The sequence below is a fragment of the Pedobacter cryotolerans genome (assembly GCF_005116475.1).
GTDB classification, from domain to species: domain Bacteria; phylum Bacteroidota; class Bacteroidia; order Sphingobacteriales; family Sphingobacteriaceae; genus Pedobacter; species Pedobacter cryotolerans.
The window spans coordinates 275,724-301,759 of sequence record NZ_SWBO01000002.1; the positions used below are offsets into that span (position 1 = coordinate 275,724).

General features: G+C 34.1%; 21 protein-coding genes. 13 read left to right on the forward strand and 8 right to left on the reverse strand.

The genetic code is table 11. From position 1 onward, the window contains the following. The first annotated feature begins 9 nt into the window (after positions 1-9). The 3 genes from FA045_RS04270 (at position 10) to pdeM (ending at position 4,988) form a co-directional block, all read left to right on the forward strand. Positions 10-1,602: an ATP-dependent DNA ligase gene (locus FA045_RS04270; protein WP_136874817.1), complete on the forward strand. Its 1,593-nt coding sequence runs from the start codon at positions 10-12 to the stop codon at positions 1,600-1,602. Next, the gene (locus FA045_RS04275; RefSeq protein ID WP_136874819.1) at positions 1,599-4,076 is read left to right on the forward strand and encodes a ligase-associated DNA damage response DEXH box helicase; all 2,478 of its coding nucleotides are present in this window, start codon (positions 1,599-1,601) and stop codon (positions 4,074-4,076) included. Before FA045_RS04270 ends, FA045_RS04275 begins: the two co-directional genes overlap by 4 nt. A gap of 273 nt (positions 4,077-4,349) precedes the next feature. Further along, positions 4,350-4,988, forward strand: coding sequence for a ligase-associated DNA damage response endonuclease PdeM (gene pdeM, locus FA045_RS04280; protein WP_136874821.1), 639 nt, complete (start codon positions 4,350-4,352; stop codon positions 4,986-4,988). Positions 4,989-5,014: 26 nt separating this feature from the next. On the opposite strand, the gene FA045_RS04285 is transcribed toward pdeM, so the two are convergent. Together FA045_RS04285 and FA045_RS04290 are read right to left on the reverse strand one after the other, a co-directional pair. Continuing rightward, positions 5,015-7,207 (reverse strand): B12-binding domain-containing radical SAM protein, encoded by a 2,193-nt coding sequence (locus FA045_RS04285; RefSeq protein ID WP_136874823.1) that lies wholly within the window; start codon positions 7,205-7,207, stop codon positions 5,015-5,017. Between the two features lie 416 nt (positions 7,208-7,623). Further along, on the reverse strand, positions 7,624-8,814 hold the full coding sequence (locus FA045_RS04290; RefSeq protein ID WP_136875314.1) for a BaiN/RdsA family NAD(P)/FAD-dependent oxidoreductase: 1,191 nt from the start codon (positions 8,812-8,814) through the stop codon (positions 7,624-7,626). A 301-nt stretch (positions 8,815-9,115) separates the two neighbouring features. On the opposite strand from FA045_RS04290, the gene FA045_RS04295 reads away from it, so the two are divergent. Together FA045_RS04295 and purE are read left to right on the forward strand one after the other, a co-directional pair. Next, positions 9,116-10,258, forward strand: a complete 1,143-nt coding sequence (locus FA045_RS04295; RefSeq protein ID WP_136874824.1) for a 5-(carboxyamino)imidazole ribonucleotide synthase — start codon at positions 9,116-9,118, stop codon at positions 10,256-10,258. 88 nt (positions 10,259-10,346) lie between these two features. Then, positions 10,347-10,874: a 5-(carboxyamino)imidazole ribonucleotide mutase gene (gene purE, locus FA045_RS04300; protein WP_136874826.1), complete on the forward strand. Its 528-nt coding sequence runs from the start codon at positions 10,347-10,349 to the stop codon at positions 10,872-10,874. Between the two features lie 42 nt (positions 10,875-10,916). Here the strand turns inward: purE and FA045_RS04305 are convergent, their stop codons facing one another. Beyond that, positions 10,917-11,480: a YqgE/AlgH family protein gene (locus FA045_RS04305; RefSeq protein ID WP_136874828.1), complete on the reverse strand. Its 564-nt coding sequence runs from the start codon at positions 11,478-11,480 to the stop codon at positions 10,917-10,919. A 131-nt stretch (positions 11,481-11,611) separates the two neighbouring features. On the opposite strand from FA045_RS04305, the gene pdxH reads away from it, so the two are divergent. The 4 genes from pdxH (at position 11,612) to FA045_RS04325 (ending at position 15,842) form a co-directional block, all read left to right on the forward strand. Next, positions 11,612-12,262, forward strand: coding sequence for a pyridoxamine 5'-phosphate oxidase (gene pdxH / locus FA045_RS04310; protein WP_136874831.1), 651 nt, complete (start codon positions 11,612-11,614; stop codon positions 12,260-12,262). A 9-nt stretch (positions 12,263-12,271) separates the two neighbouring features. Then, entirely contained in the window at positions 12,272-13,159 is an 888-nt protein-coding gene (locus FA045_RS04315; RefSeq protein WP_136874833.1) for a 3-hydroxybutyryl-CoA dehydrogenase, read from the forward strand. 72 nt (positions 13,160-13,231) lie between these two features. Beyond that, positions 13,232-14,254 (forward strand): Holliday junction branch migration DNA helicase RuvB, encoded by a 1,023-nt coding sequence (gene ruvB / locus FA045_RS04320; protein WP_136874835.1) that lies wholly within the window; start codon positions 13,232-13,234, stop codon positions 14,252-14,254. A 79-nt stretch (positions 14,255-14,333) separates the two neighbouring features. Beyond that, a complete protein-coding gene (locus tag FA045_RS04325) occupies positions 14,334-15,842 on the forward strand; it encodes a carbon-nitrogen hydrolase family protein (RefSeq protein ID WP_136874837.1) in 1,509 nt (502 codons plus the stop codon). A gap of 42 nt (positions 15,843-15,884) precedes the next feature. On the opposite strand, the gene FA045_RS04330 is transcribed toward FA045_RS04325, so the two are convergent. Next, a complete protein-coding gene (locus FA045_RS04330) occupies positions 15,885-16,106 on the reverse strand; it encodes a hypothetical protein (RefSeq protein WP_136874839.1) in 222 nt (73 codons plus the stop codon). A 101-nt stretch (positions 16,107-16,207) separates the two neighbouring features. Between FA045_RS04330 and queG the strand changes: the two genes are divergently transcribed. Beyond that, entirely contained in the window at positions 16,208-17,143 is a 936-nt protein-coding gene (gene queG / locus FA045_RS04335; RefSeq protein ID WP_136874841.1) for a tRNA epoxyqueuosine(34) reductase QueG, read from the forward strand. After that, positions 17,143-17,985: a hypothetical protein gene (locus FA045_RS04340; protein ID WP_136874843.1), complete on the forward strand. Its 843-nt coding sequence runs from the start codon at positions 17,143-17,145 to the stop codon at positions 17,983-17,985. Before queG ends, FA045_RS04340 begins: the two co-directional genes overlap by 1 nt. Positions 17,986-18,171: 186 nt before the next feature. Here the strand turns inward: FA045_RS04340 and FA045_RS04345 are convergent, their stop codons facing one another. Both FA045_RS04345 and FA045_RS04350 read right to left on the reverse strand, forming a co-directional pair. After that, the gene (locus FA045_RS04345; RefSeq protein ID WP_169305015.1) at positions 18,172-20,064 is read right to left on the reverse strand and encodes a M1 family metallopeptidase; all 1,893 of its coding nucleotides are present in this window, start codon (positions 20,062-20,064) and stop codon (positions 18,172-18,174) included. 142 nt (positions 20,065-20,206) lie between these two features. Beyond that, positions 20,207-21,163, reverse strand: a complete 957-nt coding sequence (locus FA045_RS04350) for a 3'-5' exonuclease (protein WP_136874846.1) — start codon at positions 21,161-21,163, stop codon at positions 20,207-20,209. A gap of 169 nt (positions 21,164-21,332) precedes the next feature. Here FA045_RS04350 and FA045_RS04355 point away from each other — a divergent pair, with 169 nt between their 5' ends. Beyond that, positions 21,333-23,309: a transglutaminase domain-containing protein gene (locus FA045_RS04355; protein WP_136874847.1), complete on the forward strand. Its 1,977-nt coding sequence runs from the start codon at positions 21,333-21,335 to the stop codon at positions 23,307-23,309. Then, entirely contained in the window at positions 23,309-25,207 is a 1,899-nt protein-coding gene (locus FA045_RS04360; RefSeq protein ID WP_136874848.1) for a DUF3857 domain-containing protein, read from the forward strand. The genes FA045_RS04355 and FA045_RS04360 overlap by 1 nt, the downstream gene beginning before the upstream one ends. Here FA045_RS04360 and FA045_RS18810 read toward each other — a convergent pair. Together FA045_RS18810 and FA045_RS04365 are read right to left on the reverse strand one after the other, a co-directional pair. Continuing rightward, the gene (locus tag FA045_RS18810) at positions 25,191-25,352 is read right to left on the reverse strand and encodes a hypothetical protein (protein ID WP_169305010.1); all 162 of its coding nucleotides are present in this window, start codon (positions 25,350-25,352) and stop codon (positions 25,191-25,193) included. The genes FA045_RS04360 and FA045_RS18810 overlap by 17 nt on opposite strands. Before the next feature lie 137 nt (positions 25,353-25,489). After that, positions 25,490-26,035, reverse strand: a complete 546-nt coding sequence (locus FA045_RS04365; protein WP_136874849.1) for a redoxin family protein — start codon at positions 26,033-26,035, stop codon at positions 25,490-25,492. Position 26,036 lies beyond the last annotated feature (1 nt).

Sequence of the window (26,036 nt, forward strand, 5' to 3'; positions counted from 1 at the left end):
AAATCTTATATGAAAAGGTTTTCACAACTCATCCAAGAATTAGAACTGAGCAATAAAACTAATGATAAAATTGCTGCTTTGGTTTCTTATTTTACAGAAGCTGATGATAGAGACAAACCTTATGTGATTGCAATGTTTACTGGCAAACGACCAAAAAGACCAATAACTACTGCATTAATCAAACAATGGGCAATAGAATTAAGTGGGATACCAGAATGGTTATTTGGTGAAAGTTATAGTAGTGTTGGTGATTTAAGCGAGACGATTGCTTTGGTTCTTCCTCCAGCAGAAAATGCAATTGAAAAACCTTTACACCAATGGATTGCAGAACTTGCGCAACTACAAGGTAAAACAGATGAACAGAAAAAATCCTATATTTTAGAAGCTTGGAATAGCCTAAACACCCAAGAACGTTTCATTTTTAACAAGTTAATCTCTGGTAATTTTAGAATTGGGGTTTCTAACAAAATGTTGGTAAATGCTATTGCTAAACACAGCGAAGAAGACAGCAGCAAAATAATGCACAGTATTATGGGTAAATGGCAACCCAACGAAATCACTTATCAGGAGTTGATTGCTGGCGCTCACGTAAACACCGATAACAGTTGGCCTTACCCCTTTTGCTTGGCTTACGCTTTAGATACAGCACCCGAAAATTTAGGAGAAACAACAGCTTGGCAAGCCGAATGGAAATGGGATGGTATTCGTGGGCAAATTGTAAAACGAAATGGCGAATTATTCATTTGGTCGCGGGGCGAAGAATTGGTTACCGATCAATTCCCAGAACTCCATTTTTTAAAAGATGAGCTGCCAGACGGAACTGTTTTAGATGGAGAAATACTTTCGGTTAAAGATGGCAAGGTACAATCATTTAGCACTTTACAACAAAGATTAAATCGTAAAACGATTAATAAATCTCAATTAAGTGATGCACCAATTGGCTTTTATACGTATGATATTTTAGAATACGATGGCAAAGATATTCGGCAAGAACCCTTATCAGCAAGAAGAAAAATTTTGGTTGATATAATCGGTAATTTAACAACAAAAGACATCGCTTTGCTATCTCCCGTAATTGAATTTGATAGCTGGGAAAAACTAGCAGAATTGAGGGCAACTTCAAGAGAATTAAACAGTGAAGGTTTAATGCTAAAAAAGCTGGATTCTGTTTTTCATACTGGCCGTAAACGTGGCGATTGGTGGAAATGGAAAATAAATCCTTACACTGTAGATACAGTGATGATTTATGCTCAAAAAGGAAGCGGTAGAAGAGCCAATTTTTATACAGATTATACCTTTGCGGTTAGAGACGGAGAAAAATTAATTACCATTGCTAAAGCCTATTCTGGCTTAACAGACAAAGAAATTAAGGAGGTAAATTCGTTCGTTAATAAAAATGCTATCGAAAAATTTGGTCCAGTTAGAACGGTAAAACCAGAACTTGTTTTTGAAATTGCTTTCGAAGGCATTGCCGAAAGTAAAAGACATAAAGCTGGTTTAGCTTTGCGTTTTCCACGTATCGCCCGATGGCGAAAAGATAAAAAAGCAGATGAAATTAATACTTTAGACGACTTAAGGCAGTTACTGAATTCTACAATATGAGTTTAACCAAAACTAAAGGTTATCAGCAGGTTTTAGCTTGGCTACAAAAAGACGATAAAAAGCCATTTAAGTTTCAAGAAGAAGCTTGGAGTTATTATGCCAAAGGTTACAGTGGATTAGTAAATGCCCCTACAGGCTTCGGAAAAACGTTTTCTTTGTTTTTAGCGGTTGTAATTGAAGGCATAAATTTAGCAGAACAGAAAGATAAAAAGAAGGTTAAAGATCGTTTACAACTCATCTGGATTACGCCTTTACGTTCGCTAGCCAAAGATATTGCAAGGGCGATGCGAGAAGTTTTAGCAGAATTAGAACTGGATTGGTATGTTGGCGTAAGAAACGGAGATACCTCTCAGGCAGAAAAACTGCAACAAAAAAAATCGATGCCAGAGATTTTGTTGATTACTCCAGAAAGTTTACACCTTTTATTGGCGCAAAAAGGTTCATCAACTTTGTTTGAAAGCTTAAAATGTATAGTTGCAGATGAGTGGCACGAATTATTAGGCAGCAAACGTGGTGTTTTGGTAGAGTTAGCCATCTCTAGAATTAAAGGTTTGCAAAAAGCCAATAAAAAACAGCATTTAAGAGTGTGGGGCATTTCTGCAACCATTGGTAATATTGAGGAAGCTTTAGATGTAATTGAACCAGATACAACAGCCAAAAGAACCATCATCAAAGCAAAGCTGAGTAAAAAAATCATCATCAAATCTATTTTACCAGATGACATTGAAACTTTGCCTTGGGCAGGGCATTTAGGCTTAAAATTGGCTTATAAACTCTTGCCGATAATAGAAAAAAGTAAAACCACTTTAATCTTCATCAATACTCGCGGTCAGAGTGAAATGTGGTACCAACATTTGCTAAATTTAGAACCGGAACTGGCAGGTAGAATTGCCATACACCACGGCTCCATAGATTTTGAGTTGCGCAATTGGATTGAAGATGCTTTACATACTGGAATGTTAAAAGCTGTTATTGCTACTTCATCATTAGATTTAGGGGTAGATTTTAAACCTGTAGATACGGTTGTACAAGTAGGTTCGCCAAAAGGTGTTGCTCGTTTTCTGCAAAGAGCTGGTCGCTCAGGTCACTCGCCTGGCGAAACCTCTAAAATTTATTTTTTACCAACTCATGCTTTAGAATTGGTAGAAGCTGCCGCGATTAAAGAAGCTGCCAAAAATAACGATATAGAGAGTAGAGAGCCTGTAATTTTGGTTTTCGATACGTTAATTCAATATTTGGTTACGCTTGCCATAGGCGATGGATTTGATGATAAAATAATTTACGAGGAAGTTAAAAATACCCACGCTTTTAAAATGCTTTTGCCCGAAGAATGGAGTTGGGTAATGCAATTCATCACCTTTGGTGGAGATAGTTTAACAGCTTACCAAGAGTTTAAAAAAGTTGCTAAAGATGAGGAAGATGGACTTTGGAAGGTAAAAAGCCGACAAATTGCAATGCGCCACCGACTACATATTGGCACCATTGTAAGTGATGCAATGTTAAAAGTAAAATTTCTTTCTGGCGGATACATTGGAATGGTAGAAGAGTATTTTGTTTCTAAAATTAAAGCTGGCGACAGTTTTACCTTGGCAGGAAGAATTTTAGAATTTGTACAGATTAAAGATATGACAGTTATTGTTCGCAAGAGCAAACAGAAAAAAGCAATGTCGCCGAGTTGGTTAGGTGGCAGATTGCCTTTATCATCCAATCTTGGTACAGTTTTAAGAAAAAAATACAATGAGGTACTAAATAAAACCCATCAGGAAGAAGAATTGGATATAGTTTACCCATTGTTTTTGGTTCAGCAAGAACGCTCACACGTACCCCGAAATGATGAATTGTTAATTGAAATGATCAATAACAAAGAGGGTTTTCATCTTTTTGCTTATCCTTTTGAGGGCAGATTGGTGCATGAAATATTAGCTGCTTTAGTGGCGTATCGTTTAAGTAAACTTTTACCAATTACGTTTTCATTAGCAATGAATGATTATGGTTTTGAGCTATTGAGCGATATAGAAATACCGATGGATGATGCCATTGCTTATGAAGTTTTTTCTCCAGAAAATTTAACAGAAGATATTTCTTTGAGCATCAATTCTACAGAAATGGCAAGGAGAAAATTTAGAGATATTGCCTGCATTTCTGGTTTGGTTTTTCAAGGTTATCCTGGCAAATACGTAGCTAATAAACATTTACAATCATCTGCTGGCTTGTTTTTTAACGTTTTTAGCGATTACGATAAGCACAATTTGTTATTGCGTCAAGCTTATGATGAAGTCTTTTACCAGCAATTGGAAGAACCACGATTAGCCGCAGCTTTACATCGCATCCAACAAAGCACTATTGTAATTACCCATCCAACAAGATTTACCCCACTTTCTTTCCCAATTAAGGTTGATAGTTTACGAGCCAACATGAGTTCAGAAGAATTGGAACATAGAATTGAACGTATGAAAGTTGAGATTTTTAAATAAGGTCTTACTTTGTCAAAGCTTTAGAAAACTAGCTCAATGCTTTGACAAAGTTAAATGAGGAATTCAATTTTAAACTTTGTCAAAGTAAATACAGTAATTTCCACAATAACTTTGACAAAGTAGAAAGCTGAACAAGCATACTTTGTCAAAGCTCTAGAAAACTAGCTCAATACTTTTATAAAGTTAAATGGGGAGTTCAATTTTAAACTTTGTCAAAGTGAATACAGTAATTTCCACAATAACTTTGACAAAGTATATTTAACTTTGGCACAGATGACGATAACGATTAGAGACGAAGAGCTGATTTTAGCAAAAGAAAGAGCCATTTATTTACCAAAAGAAAAACTTTTAGCCATAAGTGATTTACATTTAGGTAAAGCAGCCCATTTTCGCAAAGCTGGTTTACAAGTTCCATCTACCTTAGCACAAAGTGATTTAAATAGATTAAGTTTTTTGTTAGATGAGTATCAACCCGAAACTTTATTGATTAATGGAGATATGTTTCATCATGAATTAAATACAGATATTGATGATTTTGAAAGATGGAAAGGACAATATCCCAACTTAAAGTTTGTTTTGGTTAAAGGAAATCATGATAAGCTAGATGAAACACAATACCAAAATTTAGGAATTGAAATACATGAACCAAGCTATTGTACTTCAAAATTCTGTTTTATACATGATGCAATAAAATGTAAAGAAGAAAACCTTTATCCTATTAGCGGACATATCCATCCTGGCGTTTCAGTTTATGGAAAGGCAAAGCAATACCTTAAATTTCCTTGTTTTTATTTTGGTGGTAAATATGCAGTTATGCCTGCTTTTAGTGCATTTACAGGTTTAAGTTTAATTAGACCTAAAGTTAGCGAACAAGTTTACGCAATAACGCCAACAAAGGTTGTTAAGGTATAAAATTTAATAAATTTAGGGCTATTGGATTACAAAACCAGCAAACCAAATTCTCTCAGTATATGAATAGGTTTCGAATACCAAAACAATTCAAAATGTTCGATGGCAATCTCAAAGTCGGCTTTAACTTCTTGAAAATTTAAAGTTTGTTCATTTGAAACTGAAATTTTCTCTAAAATAACAACCAGCCACTCTCCTTCTTTTCTATTAGTTTGAATACTGAAAGTTTCCTTTTTGCTGTGGAAATTTAAAGTCATCATTTCCCAAGTATTGCCTTTTTTAGATTTGGTAAATATTTCTGTTGTTGGCTTCCCTCCTAACCAAATAATTTTGGCAGTTGGTTTAACGTTAAAATTCTCATTATCAACTAAAGCTTTATTAATAAAGTTAGATGGAATTGTTGTCCTCGGTATTTTAAAATCAAACCAATCTTGCAGTTTGTAATCGAAACAAATGCCATGCATAAAATTGAAAAGTGATTTCTTTAATCCGAAGCTAAATTTATTATGGTCAATTCCAGTTTTGTCTGTGTAATTGATATCGTTATTGGCAAAAGTTCCAATTTCTTCAGTTTCTTTTATTACGCCAAATTTCTCTGGGTACAAACCTACCGGACTATGAGCTGTCATGGCAAATTGGTGCCAAAACCCCGATTGCAACACACCAGCTTCAAATAACTGACGGACCATTTCTAAACTATCAACCGTTTCTTGTACCGTTTGAGTTGGATAGCCGTACATTAAATAAGCGTGAACCATAATCCCTGCTTCTGTGAAGTTTCTGGTTACTTTGGCCACCTGTTCTACCGTTACACCTTTATCAATCAGTTTTAATAATCTGTCTGATGCAACTTCTAATCCGCCAGAAACAGCAATACAGCCAGATGCTTTTAACAACAAACATAAATCGCCAGTAAAACTTTTTTCGAAACGGATGTTGGTCCACCACGTAACTGAAATTTTTCTACGTAAAATTTCTAAAGCAACTTCACGCATTAAAGCTGGTGGAGCGGCTTCATCCACAAAGTGAAAACCATTTTGGCCAGTTTGTTCTACTAATACCTCTATCCTATCTACAATTTGTTTAGCTGCAATAGGTTCGTAAATTTTAATGTAATCTAAAGATATATCACAAAAAGTACATTTACCCCAATAACATCCATGTGCCATAGTCAGTTTGTTCCAACGGCCATCGCTCCACATTCTATGCATCGGATTTACAATTTCGATAACTGATATATAGTTGTCTAGCTGTAAATCTGAATAATCTGGCGTACCTACATCAGCTTGTTTGTAATCGTTTCTTAAAGCATCATTTTTGTAAACAACTTCTCCATTTTCTAGTAAAAAAGTTCGTTTGTAGAGATTAAACTCACCATTTTTTAAAACTGCATTACAAAGTAATTCAATCGGTAATTCTCCATCATCGAGTGTAATATAATCGAAAAACTCAAAAACTCGTTTATCTGATAAAGAACGTAATTCGGTATTTGGGAAACCACCACCCATTGATATTTTTATATGGGGATAGTTTTGTTTTACAAATTTTGCACAGCGAAAAGCTGCATATAAATTACCAGGAAACGGAACAGATATAAGGAATAATTTAGGCTGTACTTCTTCTATTCTACTTTTAAGAATGTCAATTAAGATTTTATCGATATAGGTTGGCTCCTGATTTATTGCCTCGTACAATTCATCAAAAGAATTTGCACTTCTACCCAATCGCTCTGCGTAACGGCTAAAACCAAAATTTGGATCGATGCATTCTACTATAAAATCAGAAATATCTTCTAAATATAATGTAGCTAAATGTTTGGCCTTGTCTTGCGTGCCCATTGCACCAAAAGCCCAATCAAGTTCTTCTAATTGTGCAAAGCGAGATGCTTCTGGCAAATAATCTTCTTGGCAAATCTGCAAAGCTAAAGTTGGGTTTTTACCTTGTAGAAAAGAGATAACAGAATCTATAGTTTTGAGGTATTCTTCCCATAGGGAAATAATCCGTTTAGCATTTTCAGACAGATGTTTAATTCCTCCGCCGCGGCGGATTAGGTCGCTTAACCCCTTCTTAGAGAAAAGCGCCAAAATTACTTCTATACCTAAATCTGCTTGGTTTGATGAAATACCTTTTGTATTTAAAAACCCTTTAATATACGCAGTTGCTGGATACGGTGTATTCAGTTGTGTAAATGGCGGTGTAATTAAAAGTAGGTCGCTTTGCAAAAGGATATATTTTGTGCAAAAATACAGGAATTTTCATCATTAAAGATTTTAAACAAATCTTTTTAGCTCAAAGATCATCCAAAACAAGAATAAAACTCCAGTAAAAAAGTATATGATAAACAATATATAAAACTTACTATAACCTAGCTCTTTAAACTTAGCAAACGCTTGTTTTATCTTTCTTTCATAAATAAATCCAATTAGTAAATGAAATGCCGTTATAACACCGAAGATAATTTTCCAATACTTTATGTCAAAATATTCAGTTAGAAAAACAACTTGTGAGGCGTTTAGAATAACTAGTAGTGAGTTACTAAAATTATAATCTGCTCTATCAGTGTTATTGTTATTTAATAAAGTTTTTGTTAAGTACAAAGAAAACACATTCCATGAAATTAATATTCTGATCAAAAGTGTCATATATTCTGTGCGATTACAAAACCACTTGCCCAAGCCCACTGAAAGTTATAACCACCCAACCAACCTGTAACATCCATACATTCGCCACCAAAATATAAACCAGGTATTTTTTTGCATTCTAAGGTTTTAGAAGAAATTTCATTGGTATCAATTCCACCACGCATAACTTCTGCTTTGTCATAACCTTTATCACCTGCAGGTTTCACCTTAAACTCATGAATAGTTTTAAAAATGAGTTCCATTTCTGATTTGCTTAAATCTGCAACGGTTTTAGTAAGTGGTAAAAATTTGCCTAAAGCATCTGTAAATTTCTTAGCGTAAAATCTGTTTAACAAAGTTGATAACAATGTTTTGCCGTTGGTTTTACGTTCTTCTTCTATTAATTCAATGATATTTTGATTGGGCAATAAGTTGATATTAAACACTTCTCCTCTGCGCCAATAGCTCGAAATCTGCAAAATTGCTGGACCGCTTAAACCCCAATGAGTAAATAAAATATTCTCTTCGAAGGACATTTCATCATTGCTCACTTCACAAAAAACTGAATTACCCGAAAGTTGAGCATACCAATCTTCATCTTTACCAGTAATTGTTAACGGTACCAAAGCTGGAGCAGTTTCAATTATATTTAGTCCGTTGTTACGAGCAAATCTTAACGCAAAATCTGTTGCTCCCATTTTTGGGATGGGTAAACCGCCACTTGCCACAACTACTTTAGGTGCAATAATTGATTTTGTTTTTTCGCCTAAAACATAGCTAACTTTAAAACCTTCTGATGTTTGTTCGATGTCTTTTACATCTATGTTGCACCAAATTTCTTGTTCCATTTCTTCGCAAAGAGATGTAAAAACGGCTACAATGTCTTTCGCATTTTTATCTACTGGAAATAACTGACCTAAAGTTTTTTCGCCGCCAACTATACCATAAGTTTCAAAAAAGCTGATGGTATCATCAACTGTCCATTGGTTAAAAGACGACTTTAAAAAATGTGGATTTGCAGAAATAAACTGTTCTGTAGTTGCAAATTGGTTGGTGTAGTTACATCTGCCACCACCAGAAATTAAGATTTTAGCACCTGGCTTACTGTTTTTTTCGAGCACGATTACCTTTTTGCCTAAAAAACCTGCTTGCACCGCACACATTAATCCGCAAGCACCGGCACCAATAATTATTGCATCTACATTCATTGGTGCAAAGGTATAAGTTTTGATTGGTTGCTCTGGTGTTTTTATAGATAGTAGCACTGTCTTTTGTAAAATAGCCCTGACAGCAGTAGAAATACTTTTTGTTGCTACTGATCTTTCAAACTTCGTAAGTTTTAAAAACTTACGAAGTTTCTTCCACCAACAATCACAAAAAGATTGTAGCGGATGGCGGGACTATCCAAAAATGGGTGTAAAATATTGCGCTTCTAATCTTAATCTAAGATGCAATTAAAGCAATTTTATAGGTAAATTTTGTTATTTTTGCACAAACTCTAAGGCAACAATGGCAAAACAGATAAGCGAATTAAAATTAGGTATTTTAGGTGGTGGACAATTAGGTAGAATGCTGATTCAGGAGGCTATTAATTATAATTTAAGCGTTTCTGCCTTAGATCCAGATCCTGATGCACCTTGTAAACACATCACTCACAAATTTGAGTGTGGTTCGATTACGGATTTTGATACCGTTTATAATTTTGGGAAAAAAGCAGATATTATTACCATTGAAATAGAAAAAGTAAATATTGAAGCGCTAGAGCAATTGGAAAAAGAAGGAAAAATTGTTTTTCCGCAATCTCGAGTTATTCGATTGATACAAGATAAGGGCGTTCAGAAACAATTTTTTAAAGAAAATGATATTCCCACCGCTCCATTTCAATTAGTTAACAGTCAGGATGATATTTTAAATGCAAACTTTACTTATCCGTTTATTTTAAAGCAGCGAAAAGATGGTTATGATGGCAAGGGTGTAATGAAAATTAACAGCATTGCCGAAGTCGAAAATGCTTTTGATGCACCATCATTGATAGAAGAATTAATTGATTTTGATAAAGAAATTGCAGTTATTGTTGCCAGAAACTCAAACGGCGACATGAAAACTTTTCCGATGGTGGAAATGGAATTTAATGCTGAGGCAAACTTGGTAGAGTTCTTGATTTCTCCATCTACTTATCCCGACGATATACAGCAAAGAGCAGAGCAAATTGCTTGTAACATTGCACAAGCCTTAAACATTACCGGAATTTTAGCGGTAGAAATGTTTGTAACCAGAGATGGTGAAATTTTAGTAAACGAGCTAGCTCCAAGACCCCATAATAGCGGTCACCAAACGATTGAAGGCAATTATGTTTCTCAGTTTGAGCAACATTTGCGTGCTATTTTTAATTTACCATTGGGCGATACCAGATCTGTTAGCAATGCTGTAATGATTAATTTATTAGGCGAAAAAGGGCACGAAGGTTTGGCAAAATACAGTGGTTTAGAAAAAATTATGGCGATTGATGGTGTTTATGTTCATTTGTACGGCAAAAAATATACTAAGCCTTTTCGTAAAATGGGACATGTAACGGTGGTAGATCAAAACCGTGATTATGCAATTGAGAAAGCTCGATTTGTACAGCAAACTTTGAAAGTAATAACCCCCTAACCCCTCCGATAGAAAATCGGAGCAGGCTCTAAAGGGGGAATGAATAACAAGTTGGAATAGCAAACTTTAAAGATTTTATTAAATTGATATGAACAAAATAGAGGAAAAAGCCCCTTTAGGGGTTGGGGTTTTAGTAGGTATTATAATGGGCAGCAAATCTGATTTACCAGTAATGCAAGATGCTGCTGATATTTGTAAGGAATTTGGTGTAGAATTTGAAATGACGGTTGTTTCTGCACATCGTACCCCTGAAAGAATGTTTACTTATGCCAAAGATGCTGCTAGTAAAGGCTTAAAAGTAATTATTGCTGGTGCTGGTGGTGCAGCTCATTTACCTGGTATGGTGGCTTCAATTACTACTTTGCCTGTAATTGGTGTTCCTGTAAAATCATCAAACTCAATTGATGGTTGGGACAGCATTCTTTCTATTTTACAAATGCCAAATGGTATTCCTGTGGCAACGGTTGCCCTTAATGCGGCTAAAAACGCAGGTTTATTGGCTGTTCAAATTTTGGCAACTGCCGATGATAGTTTGGCGCAAAAAATGCAAGTTTATAAAGATGATTTAAGAAAAAAAGTAGAGGAAAGTGCAGAGGAAATGAGTTCACAGTTATAAGTTGGCACCCAAAACCGTTAATTGCAAATTAGCAACTAAAAACTAATTCAAACTCGGATCACTCGGGAAATTACTTACATGAGCATATTTTGGGCCTAAATTAATAATAACATCTCGCCACAATTGTTCTTCATTTTGCGAAAAGACAATATCTTGTTTAAATTGATTAGAAACTATCCAAGTATTCTCTTTAATTTCTTCATTTAATTGACCAATAGACCAGCCAGAATAGCCCAAAAAAAACTTAACCTCATCTTGGCTTAGGCTATTGTTATTTACCAATATTTTAAGCGTTTCATAATTCCCACCCCAATAAATTCCATTTGCAATTTCTTCGCCACTGTTTAATTTATCGTAACAACGATGTATAAAATGGATAGTATCTACTTCTACTGGTCCGCCAATAAAAACGGGAAAATCTGCTTGCCATAAATCTGGCATCAAATCTTTTAATAAAAGTAAGCTAGGCTGATTTAAGATAAAACCTAAAGTACCGTCTTCATTATGTTCAGCCATTAGTATAACCGATCGCTTAAAATTAGGATCATTTAAAAATGGTTCAGAAATTAATAACTTGCCTGCAGAAGGTTTCAATTTACTTAACATGCATTGAAATTAAGAAACCATTGTCATTAAACCAAAATCAATTAAGCCAATTAATTATGATTGTTATCATTTGATGACAAAAAATAGATTAACCTTATCAAAGTTGAATAACTAAAGCTTATTTTTGCCTTATGGAGGTTACTAAAGAAACACTAGAAAATTTAAGACAAGATTATCGCTCTGCACAATTGAATGATAATGATGTGAACAAAAACCCGATTAAACAATTCGAAAAATGGTTTGCAGAGGCAATGACTGCCGAAATATTTGAACCTAATGCAATGACTTTGGCAACTGCAGATAAAACTGGTAAACCAAATGCCCGTATCGTTTTACTAAAAGGTTTTGATGAAAATGGCTTTAGCTTTTACACCAATTATTTAAGTCAGAAAGGAAAAGAATTAAAGAAAAATCCGCAAGCTTGTTTGGTTTTCTTTTGGGGCGAGTTAGAGCGTCAAGTGCGTATCGAAGGAAAAATCGAAAAACTTTCTAAAGAAGCTTCAGAAAAGTATTTCCACAGCAGACCAATTGCTAGTCAAATTGGTGCAATTGCTTCTCCACAAAGTCAAGTTTTAAATGATAGAAAAGAATTAGAACAAAAATTTGATGAGCTTAAAACCCAATACGAAGGAAAAACAATCCCTAAACCTGCACATTGGGGCGGTTATATCCTTAAACCAACCTCAATAGAATTTTGGCAAGGTCGCAGAAGCCGTTTACACGATAGAATTAAATTCGATTTAATAAGCGGAAAATGGCAAACCAATAGATTAGCACCGTAAATATTTATTATGAAAAACATTACAGTAATAGGCTCTGGCACTATGGGCAATGGTATTGCTCATACTTTTGCGCAATATGGCTACCAAGTAAATCTTGTAGATATTAATGCAGAAGCTTTAGAAAGGGCACTTGCAACAATTACAAAAAATTTAGATAGACAAGTTGCTAAAGGCACATTAACCGAAGATAGTAAAGCAGCAACTTTAGCAAATATTACCACCATAACAGATTTACAGAATGGTGTGAAAGAAGCCGATTTAATTGTTGAGGCTGCAACAGAAAACATAGAGCTAAAACTTAAAATTTTTAAAGATCTAGATCAGTTTGCAAAGCCAGAGGCAATTTTAGCCAGCAACACTTCTTCTATTTCGATCACTAAAATTGCATCAGTAACCAACCGTGGAGATAAAGTTATTGGTATGCATTTTATGAACCCAGTGCCGGTAATGAAATTGGTGGAAGTAATTAGAGGTTACGCTACAAGCGATGAATCTACAGCATTGGTGATGGAGCTTTCTAAAAAATTAGAAAAATCTCCTGTTGAGGTTAACGATTATCCAGGTTTTGTTGCAAACAGAATTTTAATGCCGATGATTAACGAAGCAATATACACTTTATATGAAGGTGTAGCTGGTGTAAATGAAATTGATACGGTAATGAAATTAGGGATGGCGCACCCAATGGGTCCATTGCAATTGGCCGATTTTATTGGTTTAGATGTTTGCTTGGCAATTTTAAATGTCCTTCATCAAGGTTTTGGCAATCCTAAATATGCACCTTGCCCATTGTTGGTAAATATGGTTACCGCTGGTAAAAAAGGAGTAAAATCTGGCGAAGGTTTTTACGATTATAGCAATGGTGTTAAAGAAGCAAAAGTGGCGGCTAAGTTTCTATAATTATTGTCCATAGCTTATAGTCAATGGTCCATGGACTATTAACTATTAACTATTATCTACTATCTTTACAAAATGAACGAAAATCTTGACCCTTCTTCAGAAAGTTTAACTCCTATTGAACGTGATATTGAAAAGGTACTACGTCCGCAAGAGTTTGAGGATTTTACGGGTCAGGATAAGATTTTAGAAAACTTAAAAATTTTTGTTAAAGCTGCTAAACTACGTGGCGAGGCATTAGACCATGTACTTTTGCATGGTCCACCCGGATTAGGAAAAACCACACTTTCTTATATTATCGCCAATGAAATGGGTGTTGGTATTAAAGTAACATCTGGTCCGGTTTTAGATAAACCAGGCGATTTAGCTGGTCTTTTAACTAATTTAGAAACTGGCGACATTCTGTTTATCGATGAAATTCACCGTTTATCGCCTTTGGTAGAAGAGTATTTATACTCAGCCATGGAAGATTTTAAGATTGACATTATGTTGGAGAGCGGACCAAACGCTCGTTCGGTACAAATTGGTTTAAATCCATTTACTTTAGTTGGCGCCACTACTCGATCTGGTTTGTTAACGGCACCTTTAAGAGCAAGATTTGGAATTAATTCTCGCCTAGCTTATTACGATGCTAAAATATTAACTACCATCGTTTTACGTTCATCTGCCATATTAAACACACCAATATCAGATGAAGGAGCGTACGAAATAGCTCGCCGTAGTAGAGGCACTCCTCGTATTGCCAATGCATTATTGCGTAGAACAAGAGATTTTGCACAAATTAAAGGAAACGGCAGCATTGATACCGAAATTGCTCGTTATGCTTTAACTGCTTTAAATGTTGATGAACACGGTTTAGATGAAATGGATAACAAAATTTTGTTGGCCATTATTGATAAATTTAAAGGCGGACCAGTTGGATTAAAAACCATTGCAACCGCAGTTGGTGAAGATGACGGGACTATTGAAGAAGTTTACGAACCTTTTTTAATTCAGGAAGGTTACTTGATGCGTACCGCTCGTGGCAGGGAAGTTACCGAAGCTGCCTACAAACATTTAAACAGGATTAAATTAGGGCAAACAGGCAAACTTTTTTAGTGCTTATTGTGTTCTTTAATTAACAACATTTTTTTCTGAACTTAGGTAAGAAGTTTCTTTCTGCCTTTTAACATATTTTATGAATATAGAAATACGAAAACTCACCATAGAGGATTATAAGGATTTACGCGAATCGATGGTGCAAGCTTACGATACCAGTGGTAATGGAATTTGGAGCAAAGCCAACATACAAAATTTACTTAATATTTTTCCAGAAGGCCAGCAATGCATCTCAGTTGATGATAAAGTTGTAGCTTGTTCGCTATCAATTATTGTAGATTACGATATTTTTGGTGATAACCATACTTACGAACAAATTACTGGTAAATATACCTTCTCTACACATACTGCTAGCGGCAATGTATTATACGGAATTGAGGTGTTTGTACATCCTGAATACCGCGGTTTACGTTTAGCCAGAAGATTATATGAGGCTAGAAAAGAGCTTTGTGAAACTTTAAATTTAGAAAGTATTATTGCCGGCGGCAGAATTCCTGGCTATCATGAACATGCAGAGAAATTAGATCCTAGACAGTATATAGATAGAGTAAAATCAAAAGAAATTTACGATCCAACTTTAACTTTTCAAATCTCCAACGATTTTCACGTTCGTAAAATTTTAAAAAATTATTTACCCGGCGATTTAGAATCGAAAGAATTTGCTACGCTAATTGAGTGGAACAATATTTATTATCAAGATAATGTATCTGCCCGATCTGCAAAAACCATAAGATTAGGTTTGGTGCAATGGCAAATGCGTTTGTTTCCAGATATTGACGCTTTTTACGAGCAGGTAAAGTTTTTTGTTGATGCAGTAAGCGGTTATAAATCAGACTTTATCATGTTTCCTGAATTTTTTAATACGCCATTACTAGAGCCATACAATCACTTACCAGAAATGGAAGCAATGCGTAAATTGGCAGAAAGTACCGAAGAAATTGTAAAAAGAATTCAAGAGTATGCTGTTTCTTATAATGTAAATATCATATCGGGCAGTATGCCAATTATTGAAGATGGTAAACTTTATAACGCCACCTATTTATGCCATAGAAATGGATTAACTGAAGATTATAGAAAAATTCATATCACACCGAACGAACAAAAATACTACGGCATGAGCGGTGGGGACAAAATCGGCGTTTTTGATACTGATTGTGGTAAAATTGGAATTTTAATTTGTTATGATGTTGAGTTTCCTGAATTGAGCAGAATATATGCCGACCAAGGAATGCAAATTTTATTTGTTCCCTTTTTAACTGATACTCAAAACGGTTATACCAGGGTTAGAAGATGTGCACAAGCTAGAGCCATAGAAAACGAATGTTATGTAGCAATTGCCGGTTGTGTAGGTAATTTACCAAAAGTAAACAACATGGATATTCAGTTTGCGCAATCCGCAGTATTTACCCCATCTGATTTTGCTTTTCCTACTAATGCAGTTAAAGCAGAAACTACACCAAATACAGAAATGATGTTAGTAGTAGATGTTGATTTACATTTATTAGATGAATTACACCATTTCGGGACGGTGAAAATATTAAAAGATAGACGAAAAGATTTGTATGAAGTGAGATTGTTAAAATCTTAAATTTAAAGGCAGAGATTTTAAAACATCTCTGCCTTTTTGCTTTTAGTTAGAAACGTTATTTCTAAAGAAAAGGAAATATACTACAAGCAGTACCACTACAATTATTGGAATAATCCATTTCATAGCTTGTCCTGCTCCTTCATTATCAGGTTCGTTAACTGTTGGCGCTGGCCCTGGGTTTTCTTTATGTTTCTCGTAATCAGTTTCAATTGGCGGAACTGGTTTGTTTGGATCTTCGGTATGGTTTGGCGTTGAATTTTCCATGATTTTATAATTTAAATTTATGAGATTAGATTTTTCCAATCAAATACTAAACAAGCAGAAAGCTTAAAAGGTTTTTTGTTCAAAAGCCTATCTTTACCAAAATGTTAAATAATTCTGCAAAATATAGTCGAATGATTAAAGCCGAGGCTTTACGCCTAGGTTTTATGGCGTGCGGAATTAGCAAAGCTGATTTTTTAGCAGAAGAAGCGCCAAGATTAGAAGATTGGTTAAATAAAAATCATCATGGCGAAATGGCTTACATGGCTAATCATTTTGATAAAAGACTTGATCCTCGTTTGTTGGTTGATGGAGCAAAGTCTATAGTTTCGCTAACCTTAAATTATTTTACTGATCAACAACAAGCAGATATTAATGCTCCAAAAATATCTAAATACGCTTTTGGAACCGATTATCACACTGTGATAAAAGAAAAACTACAAGAGTTAATGGCTTTTATAAATGATAACATTGGCGAAGTTGGTGGGCGATGTTTTGTAGATTCTGCTCCAGTAATGGATAAAGCTTGGGCACAAAAAGCTGGCTTAGGTTGGCGTGGTAAAAACTCGAATTTAATTAGTAAATATGCAGGTTCTTTCTTTTTTATAGCAGAGCTGATTATAGATTTAGACTTAGATTATGATACTCCTTTTGCAGCTGATCATTGCGGCTCTTGTACACGTTGTATAGACGCCTGCCCTACCGATGCTATTGTTGCTCCTTATACAGTTGATGGCAGCAAATGTATTTCCTACTTAACTATAGAATTAAAAAACGAAATACCAACTGAATTTAAAGGTAAAATGGATAATTGGATGTTTGGCTGCGATGTTTGCCAAGATGTTTGCCCATGGAATAGATTTGCAACCCAACACAAGGAACCAGCATTTGAACCGGCTATGGAATTGCTAAATCTTAAAAAAGAAGAGCTAATAGAAATGACCGATGAAGTTTTTAAACAGGTTTTTAAAAATTCGGCTATAAAACGAACAAAGTTTAATGGGTTAAAAAGAAATATAGATTTTTTGAAGGAGTTGTAATGAAATATTTAACTATCATATTTATTTTAATCTCGCAAAATTTAACTGCCCAAGTTTTACATTTAAAACCACTCAAAGCGGATGCAATAACTGGTTCAGCATTTGCGAAATCAATTGCTGATAGCTCGCTTACTTTAGAACAGAGAGAAAAAATCATTTTTAATGAAATTAAGAATGGAAATGTGCCTAATTTTTTAAGAAAACTAACGAAAGTAACTCATAGTAATGAATGGGATTTAGGAGATGATAAAATTTCTGTTAGTTATTATGTGTTACCAGATTACTTTTGCATTGGTAGCGATGAGGATTTTTTCTATGTACCAATGACGCCATTATTAGCTCAGAAAATAGCGTATTTAACCAAATGCAGCCTACTCACGAGGAAAATGGTTGATAAAGTTTATAAAAATGCTACGATTAAATTAGAACCAAAACCTATTCCGCCTACAAAAGCTATGACTACTGTGCCTGTTTTTATTGCTCACAATGAAATCATTAAAACACAATTGAAAGATTTTGATGCTCAACATAAAAATAGTGAACTAACAGCTGGACACAAAAAAGACATCATCATCTCAAACAAAATTTATGGTGAGCAAACACCCAGAGTGGTGATTTATGGTTGGCACAAATTAGACGGAAAACCAATACAGCCGATGTATAATAAACACACAAATACTTGGGCAGATTATAGTCACGGTGTTAGATTAGTACAACAAAACGTTTGGATTAACGGTAAAAAGACAAAAATTGCTAAAGTTTTAAAAAATGAAAAATTGAGCATTTTACTAAGTGATGAAGGAAGGATAGAAAAACCTTTCTATCCTGCGACTAAATATTAGCACTTTGCAACACTAAATAATTACAATGTTTTTTCTTAAATAAACAGGATTGAAGCGGAAATACTTTTTGTTGCATCGGCACTTCGACTACGCTTAATGTGACAAAGGCAAAAAGATTGCAGCAAACCTGCCTTCCGGCAGGCAGGAAGCCCGACTAGTATCAATCGGGCTTGTGTTTTTGCTTTACTAATTTTTAACCGTAAAGGTATTATCGCTTTTGTCTTTATCAGGTACGTGACTACTTCCCAAAATAACTTTTTTTAAGCTTTTATTGGTTTCAATATTTTTAATAAACTCTTTACTTCCATCTTTCCAGGCTACAATACTGGTGTTTATTTTTTCGGTAGTGCCATCTTGATAAGTTAACATTAGGTGAACTGGCAAAGGATTATTGCTTTTATTTTGCACAACAATTTGATAACCTTTTGCAGTTTTAACCACATCTTTAATTGCCAAATCTAAAATACCAGTTTCAAAAAACCATGGTTTCCAAAACCAATCTAAATTTTCTCCAGCGCCAGTATTTATGCTGTAAAAGAAATCAAATGGCATTGGGTGTTTTCCACTCCAATTTTTAATATAATGATGCAAGGCTTTCGTGAAGCGCTCCTCACCCAAATATTCCTTTACGAAAAGGTAACCAAAACCAGGTTTAGGGTAATTATTGATAAATGCTCCCGCTCCTTTTAGTTCAGTTGTTAAAGTCACAATCGGCACATCATCCTTTCCACCAGAAAGGCTGCCAGTTTGTGCAACTCCATAATCATCAACAATTGTGGTATCTATCATTGGCGAGATCAACCACTCTCCTATGGTTGCCCAACCTTCATCCATCCAACCATATTTGGTTTCATTTATGCCCATGTAAAATGGAAACATGGTATGAAAAATTTCGTGATCTGTTAAAGTAATGGCATCAAAAGTATTGTCAGTTGGGTTATCATTTACCATCATTGGGTATTCCATTTGGTCTAAACCATCAAAAACTGTAATGTGAGGATATGGAAATGGCCATTTTGGAAAATCATAACTCATGGCATGAACAGTTTTACGAGCAAAATCTATTACTTCATAATAATCTTTATGTTTTGCATTAAAAACTGCATCAACCCTAGTTCTACGTTTTGTTACGGGATCTACGACCAAACTATTCGATTTCCATAAATAATGATTGCTGGTTGCAAAAGCAAAATCAACTACATTTTTAGCATCAAATTTAAAAGTATTAAAAGACTTTTGAGCGGTTACAGCGTTATTAGCTAAATCGCTACTATCAATTACATCAATGGTTGTTTCACTTTTTTCGGCTGCTTGTAATTTTTTAAAAACGTTCTTGCTTAAAACTTCGGCTCCATTTACCAAATCTCCAGTGGCCCAAACGCCATAATTTTTTGGCACTGTAATGGCAACTTGGTAATTTCCAAAATCGTTATAAAACTCTTCTGCTCCGCTATATGGTATTTTATTCCAACCATCAACATCATCATAAACCGCTATACGGGGAAAGAAATAAGCAATAAAATGTGCGCCATCATCAACTTGTCCGGTTCTTTGGTGCGAACCTTTATTTAAAACATATTGATAATCAATTTTAAAACTCATTGATTTTCCAGCAGACAAAGTTGGTACTTTGGTATGCATATTGGTGCCATCAATAATTAAGCTAGCTGTATCCCTTGATTGATTATTTACAGAAATGCTAGTTATTTTTACACCTTCACCTAAATCGCGTTCGTTAAATTTGGATTTACGAGGTACTCCTTTTTTATAGAGATTGGGATATAATTTAAACCAAATTCCCTCTAAATTATCTGGACTGTTGTTGGTGTATTTAATTTCCACCGTTCCTTTAATCAACCTTGTTTCTGGATTGAAGTTGATTTGCATTTGATAGTCAGCTGTATTTTGCCAATAGTTTTTTCCGGGAGCGCCTGAAACATTACGAGTGCCTTTTTGGTAAGCACTTTGAAAAACAGGAGCTACAGGAAGTTGGGCATTTACATGGCTAGATATTGCAATTGTAAGCATCAAAGAGGCGAAGATGCTAAAGCAGAAATTATGATAAATTTTATTGATCATTGATATTATAATGTTGTAATAAGTTATTTTCACCACCTAAGAACCCTAAGATCACCCTAGCTAATTTTAAGTCTATTTCTATTCGTGAGACACCAATGCATAGAAAGAGGATACTGAAATAAATTCAGTATGACGAAGTGCTCTATTTCCCAAATTTCATTTTCAACTGCTCTAACATATCAGTGTTAATAGGTTTTGCAGGTTCTTGAGGTTTTGGCGTACGTGGGGTTTCTGGTTTTCGAGTGTCTGCTTTTGGAGTTTGACTTTGTTGTTTAGCTTGTTTAGCTTCTTCTTTCTTTTTGCTCCAACGAGCCCAAATTTCATCTAACTTCTTTTTTGTGTACAACGGAAAATCGCCTTGTTTCATCCAAGCATAATAGCTAGGTTCTACATCTAAAACAGACTCTACAGTTCTACCTTTATGTTTACCGAAATTAATTACTTCTTCGCCATTTTCGTTATAAACCATTCTTCCAGCAAAATCTACCACCTTGTTCATATTGGTAAATTCATGCAAAGCATCAACGTTGTTTTGTACAGGTTTACTTCTTACACCTTTTTTATCTTCAAATTCAGTATGCTGATATTTATCCAATTGCGCCAATAAAACTTCATAAGTTGCTTTAATATCAGCCTCAGCAGAGTGTGCATTGATAATATCTTTTTCGCAATAAAATTTATAAGCAGCTTTTAAAGTTCGTTGCTCCATTTGGTGAAAAATGTTTTGCACATCAACAAATTTCCTATCAGACATGTCAAAATCAATCCCCACGCGTAAAAATTCTTCTAACAACATCGGGATATCAAATTTATTTGAATTATAACCAGCTAAATCAGCATCGCCAATAAATTCTGCAACCTCTTTTGCCGCTTGTGCAAAAGTCTGTGCATCTTTTATATCTTCATCATAAATACCATGTATTAATGAGGTAACCAATGGAATTGGGATTTGTGGATTAATTCTTTTACTTAGAATTTGCTCAGTACCATCGGGCATCGCTTTTAAAATAGCAATTTCTACAATTCTGTCTGATCCAACATTTATCCCTGTTGCTTCTAAATCGAAAAAAGCTAACGGACGTTTTAAGTTTAATTTCATTTTTTTAGCTGTAAATATTTAAGCTAGGCTGATGCAACAGCTATTACTTATAGTTTCAAAAATGCTAAAAAGGTTTGGTTAGTTTGCTACAAACCATCTAAAATTTTACTTCATTTAAATTTCATATTGTAAACTCGAAGATTTAAATTGCTAAAAATAATATTCCTTTATGAAATCCTTTTTAACGCTGTTCTCAATTCTAATTTTAACGCATTTTTCTACAAAAGCACAAGACTTTACATTTGGTGCTATCGATTATGATGAGTTTAGCTTTGATAAAAATAAAATTGATAGCAATGCAAACGCAGTAGTTTTAAAAGAATTTGGTACCGCCAGATTACAAATTGATGATGCAACAGGTAGTTTAGTGTTAATCTATGATTATCATGTTAAAATAAAAATTTATAATAAAGAAGGTTTCTCTCAAGCTAATATTGTTGTTCCGCTATATAAAGATGGAAATAGACAGGAATATTTACGCGATTTAAAAGCAAGCACATTTAATTGGGTAAATGGCAATCCGGTAGAATCTGTAATGGATAAAAAAGCTTTGTTCGAAGAAAATAGATCTAAATATACAACCTTAACAAAATTTACACTTCCAAATATTAAAGATGGATCGATTATAGAATACAGATACAATGTCCAATCGCCGTTGCTATTTAATTTTAGACAATGGGATTTTCAAAGTGACATACCAAAAGTAAACAGCGAATATGTAGCTTTTATACCTGCAAACTATAACTATAATGTTGTTTTAAGAGGATTTTACAAATTAAGTGATCAAAAATCTGAAATAAATAGAGAATGTTTGAGAATTAACGGAGTGAATATCGATTGCTCAAAAATGACTTACATTATGAAGAATGTTCTGGCATTTGTGGAGGAAGACTACATGACGGCCGCGAGTAATTTTAAGTCGGCCATGTACTTTGAGTTGTCTGATGTGCAAATGCTAAACGGATCTAAACAAAACTATACCAAAGATTGGAAAAGTGTAGATTACGACCTTATCTCAGAAAAAAGATTAGGAAGCCAAATGAAACGCAAGGATCTTTTTAAAGATTTAATGCCAGAAATATTAACTAATACCACAGACGATTTAAGCAAAGCAAAAGCCGTTTATAACTACATTAAAAAGCAAATTAAATGGAACAATTATTATGGAAAATATAGCGAAGAAAGTATTAAAAATGCACTAGATACCAGATTTGGCAATGTTGCAGATATCAATTTAAGCCTTATTTCTGCGCTTTCTGCTGCAAATTTAGATGCTGAGGCTGTAATTTTATCTACAAGAGATAACGGAAACGTAAATAAACTGTATCCTGTAATTTCCGAATTTAATTACTTGGTTGCTAAAGTAAATATTGGCACAGAAAGTTACTTGTTAGATGCCACCGATCCTTTGTTGCCATTTGGTTTATTACCCTTACGTTGTATCAATGGTCAAGGGAGGGTTATCAATCTAAAAAAACCATCTTATTGGATAGATTTAAAAGCAGCTCAGAAAAGTACAACTAGTTATGTTTTAACAGGAAAATTAGGTGATGATGGTAAAATTAAAGGTTTATTAACCTCTACAACTGTTGGATATGCTGCTTTTAATCGTAGAAAAGAGATTAAAAAATATAATTCAATTGATGAGTTTGTAGAAAAATTGGATGAGTCTTTACCGAAACTAAGTATTAAAAATCATGAAATTTTAAAAGTTGATAGTGTAGAATTTCCGCTGATTGAAAGCTACGAGGTAGAATTTGCAGTTTATGATGGTGCTAAAAAAGAACAGCTTTTTATTAATCCATTCTTCATTAATCGAATTGCTAAAAATCCTTTTAATTTAAACGAAAGAACTTACCCTGTAGATTTAGGTTCAGTTTCTGATGAAAGAATTGTAATTAACATTAACCTACCAGATAAGTATGAAATGGTTGAAAAACCAAAAGACATGGCGATTGGTTTGCCAAATGGCGGAGGAAGGTATTTATTACAATCTACTGTGAGCGATAATCAGTTAAGTTTAAACCAAATGTTGCAGTTTAATAAAGCAATATATAGTTCTGATGAATATTTATATTTAAAAGAATTTTACAGCAAAATTATCCAAAATCAGAAGACAGATTTAATTATTAAATCGACTAAATAATGAGATTTATCATCTTGCTAATTTTTTTAACTACATCGCAAATAGCGCTTGCACAAGACAATTATGATGCAGATTTAATTCCATCCGCTTTGCGCAACAGAGCAAATGCAACCATTAGAAATGAAGAAACAGTTGTTGATATGCGAGCTAGAGATAATGTACTCTATTCGGTAAAACAGGCCATAACTGTATTAAATAAAAATGGTGATGAAAATGCAAGGTTAGTTTTATTTTATGATAAAAATACTTCAATAAAAAGTATTAAAGGTGAGGTATTTAACGAAGTTGGAAAATTAACGCAAAAATTTTCGCAAAGCGATTTTAAGGATGAAAGTGCAGTACAAGGTTTTTCGTTATTTGAAGACAACAGGGTAAAGCATTTTTTACCAGCAGTTAATTCTTATCCTTACACAGTAGTTTACACCTACGAAATTCGCTTTAAGCAAAATTTAAACATCCCGAATTGGATACCAAAACCGGCAAGTGATGTGTCTGTAGAGAAAAGCACTTATACTTTTATTTGCAAGCCTACCGATACTGTTAATATTAAAACACAAAGTATAGCAAAGGCTGAAGAAAAAATTGATGATAAACAGAAAATAATGATTTGGCAGGCCAATAATTTAATGGGGGCTAAATCAGAACCTTTTAGTCCGCTTGCAGATACTTACCAAACCTATGTAAAAATTGCCCCTCAACAATTTAGTTATTACAATTATAAAGGAAGCTACTCAAATTGGCAAGAGCTTGGCAAATGGTATTATGACAACCTTTTAAAAGATAGAGATGAACTGCCTATTCAAACCATTAACTTAATTAAAAATTTGGTTAAGGATGAGAAAAACGACAAAGATAAGGCTCGAAAAATCTATCAATACCTTCAAGAAAAAACCAGGTACATTAGCATACAGGTTGGCATTGGTGGTTACCAGCCTTTTAAAGCAATTGATGTAGATAAAACGGGTTATGGCGATTGTAAAGCACTGGTTAATTATATGAAAAGCCTTTTAATCGTAGCAGGCATAGAATCATATTATTGTGTGGTGCAAGCTGGCTCCGAGAAAAAAAGTTTAGATGCAAGTTTTGCTAGTATGAACCAAGGAAATCACATCATTTTATGCCTACCATTAGAGGGCGATACGACTTGGTTAGAATGCACCGACCAAAAAATACCTTTTGGGTTTTTAAGTGATTTTACTGATGACAGATCTGTTTTAGCTTGTACAGAAAATGGAGGTAAACTCTTAAAAACACCAAAATATACTACCTCTCAAAATTTACAAATTCGCAAAGCGATGTTGGTAATTGAAAAAAATGGAGATATTAAGGGTGATGTAATTACAAAATTTAGTGGTACACAATATGATAATCATTTAGAGTTGGTAGAAAAATCTGCGATTGAACAGAAAAAATCATTAAAAGCTTATTATAATTTAGATAATATTAACTTTTCTACTGCTTCCTATGAGCTTGAAAAAAATATTAACCCAACTTTAACTGAGAAATTAAATATTGATATTAGAAGTTATTGCAGTTTGAGTGAAAATAAAATGACCATTGTTTTAAATGCATTTAATGTAAAGTCTGCCATTCCAGAAATTAGAAATAGAACAATGCCGATTTATTTAAATAGAGGTTACACCGATGTTGATAGCATTACTTACACATTACCTGAAAATGTTGTTCCTTTTATCGAGCCAATTAGCAAAGAAATTAAAACCAACTACGGTACTTATAACATAACTGCAATAGTGAAAGATCGAAAATTGATTTATTACAGAAAGTTTGTTCTTAATGAAGGAACTTATCCAGCAGCTGAATATGAACAGTTTTTTAAGTTTATTAACGATGTTAATATTTCTGATACGCTAAAACTGATTTTTAGCTTAAAAAAATAATGCCCAAAGTAATACCGATAATCATGATGAGGTACATTAAAATTTCGGTACTGGCAAAACGTTTGTATTTAGACCAAAATGAATAATCTTCTTTAGGTTTAGGCATAAAAAATCCCGAATGTTTGTTCGGGATAAATTTAATCAATTATTAATGCTTGTGCCTTCTTTTTTACATTTGATGCTGCATTAATAAATTAATTATTTGGAACTTTAGTATATTCATTAAATAGTTTAGGTACACTATTTAAACGTAACATTATCTTAATTAATGCATTAACAGTGTTAAAGCATTTTATTAACCGTTTGCTCTACAAATTTGTTTTTGGCAACTTTTTTAGTATCCATTTCATCATCAATTCTGCCGATGTATTTAATTAAGTAACCCTTGGCATTCTTTTGTAGTACAACAGCAGTTGGAGTTTGCTTAATACCTAACAATGTGGTGTATCTAAAATTATCATCTGTTAAATAAGGAAAAGTAAAGCCTTTTTTAATGGCTACTTTTTTCATTTCTGGCATCGCATCTAGCGGATATTTGATTGGATTATCGCCATACGGACCAATAGCAACAACCGGAAAACCTTTTGTTTTATATTTTTTATCCAATGCCATCACCCTATTCTCATACATAATGCAATGATCACAAGTTGGCGTCATAAAAACCACAATAAAACCTTTACCATTCTTTTGGGCATTAAAATCATAAACAGTTCCTTTAGTACTTAGCAAGGCTATATTTGGTAAAGTTTGTCCAACTTTTAAAACCTGCTGCGCAAAAAGGTTAGAAAATAAGCTAACAAAACAAAGGGTGAAGATAAGTTTTCGCATA

Coding starts and splice junctions, on each gene's coding strand:
- FA045_RS04270 (WP_136874817.1), top strand. CDS start 10: ATGAAAAGGTTTTCACAACTCATCCAAGAATTAGAACTGAGCAATAAA.
- FA045_RS04275 (WP_136874819.1), top strand. CDS start 1,599: ATGAGTTTAACCAAAACTAAAGGTTATCAGCAGGTTTTAGCTTGGCTA.
- pdeM (WP_136874821.1), top strand. CDS start 4,350: ATGACGATAACGATTAGAGACGAAGAGCTGATTTTAGCAAAAGAAAGA.
- FA045_RS04290 (WP_136875314.1), bottom strand. CDS start 8,814: ATGAATGTAGATGCAATAATTATTGGTGCCGGTGCTTGCGGATTAATG.
- FA045_RS04295 (WP_136874824.1), top strand. CDS start 9,116: ATGGCAAAACAGATAAGCGAATTAAAATTAGGTATTTTAGGTGGTGGA.
- purE (WP_136874826.1), top strand. CDS start 10,347: ATGAACAAAATAGAGGAAAAAGCCCCTTTAGGGGTTGGGGTTTTAGTA.
- FA045_RS04305 (WP_136874828.1), bottom strand. CDS start 11,480: ATGTTAAGTAAATTGAAACCTTCTGCAGGCAAGTTATTAATTTCTGAA.
- pdxH (WP_136874831.1), top strand. CDS start 11,612: ATGGAGGTTACTAAAGAAACACTAGAAAATTTAAGACAAGATTATCGC.
- FA045_RS04315 (WP_136874833.1), top strand. CDS start 12,272: ATGAAAAACATTACAGTAATAGGCTCTGGCACTATGGGCAATGGTATT.
- ruvB (WP_136874835.1), top strand. CDS start 13,232: ATGAACGAAAATCTTGACCCTTCTTCAGAAAGTTTAACTCCTATTGAA.
- FA045_RS04325 (WP_136874837.1), top strand. CDS start 14,334: ATGAATATAGAAATACGAAAACTCACCATAGAGGATTATAAGGATTTA.
- FA045_RS04330 (WP_136874839.1), bottom strand. CDS start 16,106: ATGGAAAATTCAACGCCAAACCATACCGAAGATCCAAACAAACCAGTT.
- queG (WP_136874841.1), top strand. CDS start 16,208: ATGTTAAATAATTCTGCAAAATATAGTCGAATGATTAAAGCCGAGGCT.
- FA045_RS04340 (WP_136874843.1), top strand. CDS start 17,143: ATGAAATATTTAACTATCATATTTATTTTAATCTCGCAAAATTTAACT.
- FA045_RS04345 (WP_169305015.1), bottom strand. CDS start 20,064: ATGATCAATAAAATTTATCATAATTTCTGCTTTAGCATCTTCGCCTCT.
- FA045_RS04350 (WP_136874846.1), bottom strand. CDS start 21,163: ATGAAATTAAACTTAAAACGTCCGTTAGCTTTTTTCGATTTAGAAGCA.
- FA045_RS04355 (WP_136874847.1), top strand. CDS start 21,333: ATGAAATCCTTTTTAACGCTGTTCTCAATTCTAATTTTAACGCATTTT.
- FA045_RS04360 (WP_136874848.1), top strand. CDS start 23,309: ATGAGATTTATCATCTTGCTAATTTTTTTAACTACATCGCAAATAGCG.
- FA045_RS04365 (WP_136874849.1), bottom strand. CDS start 26,035: ATGCGAAAACTTATCTTCACCCTTTGTTTTGTTAGCTTATTTTCTAAC.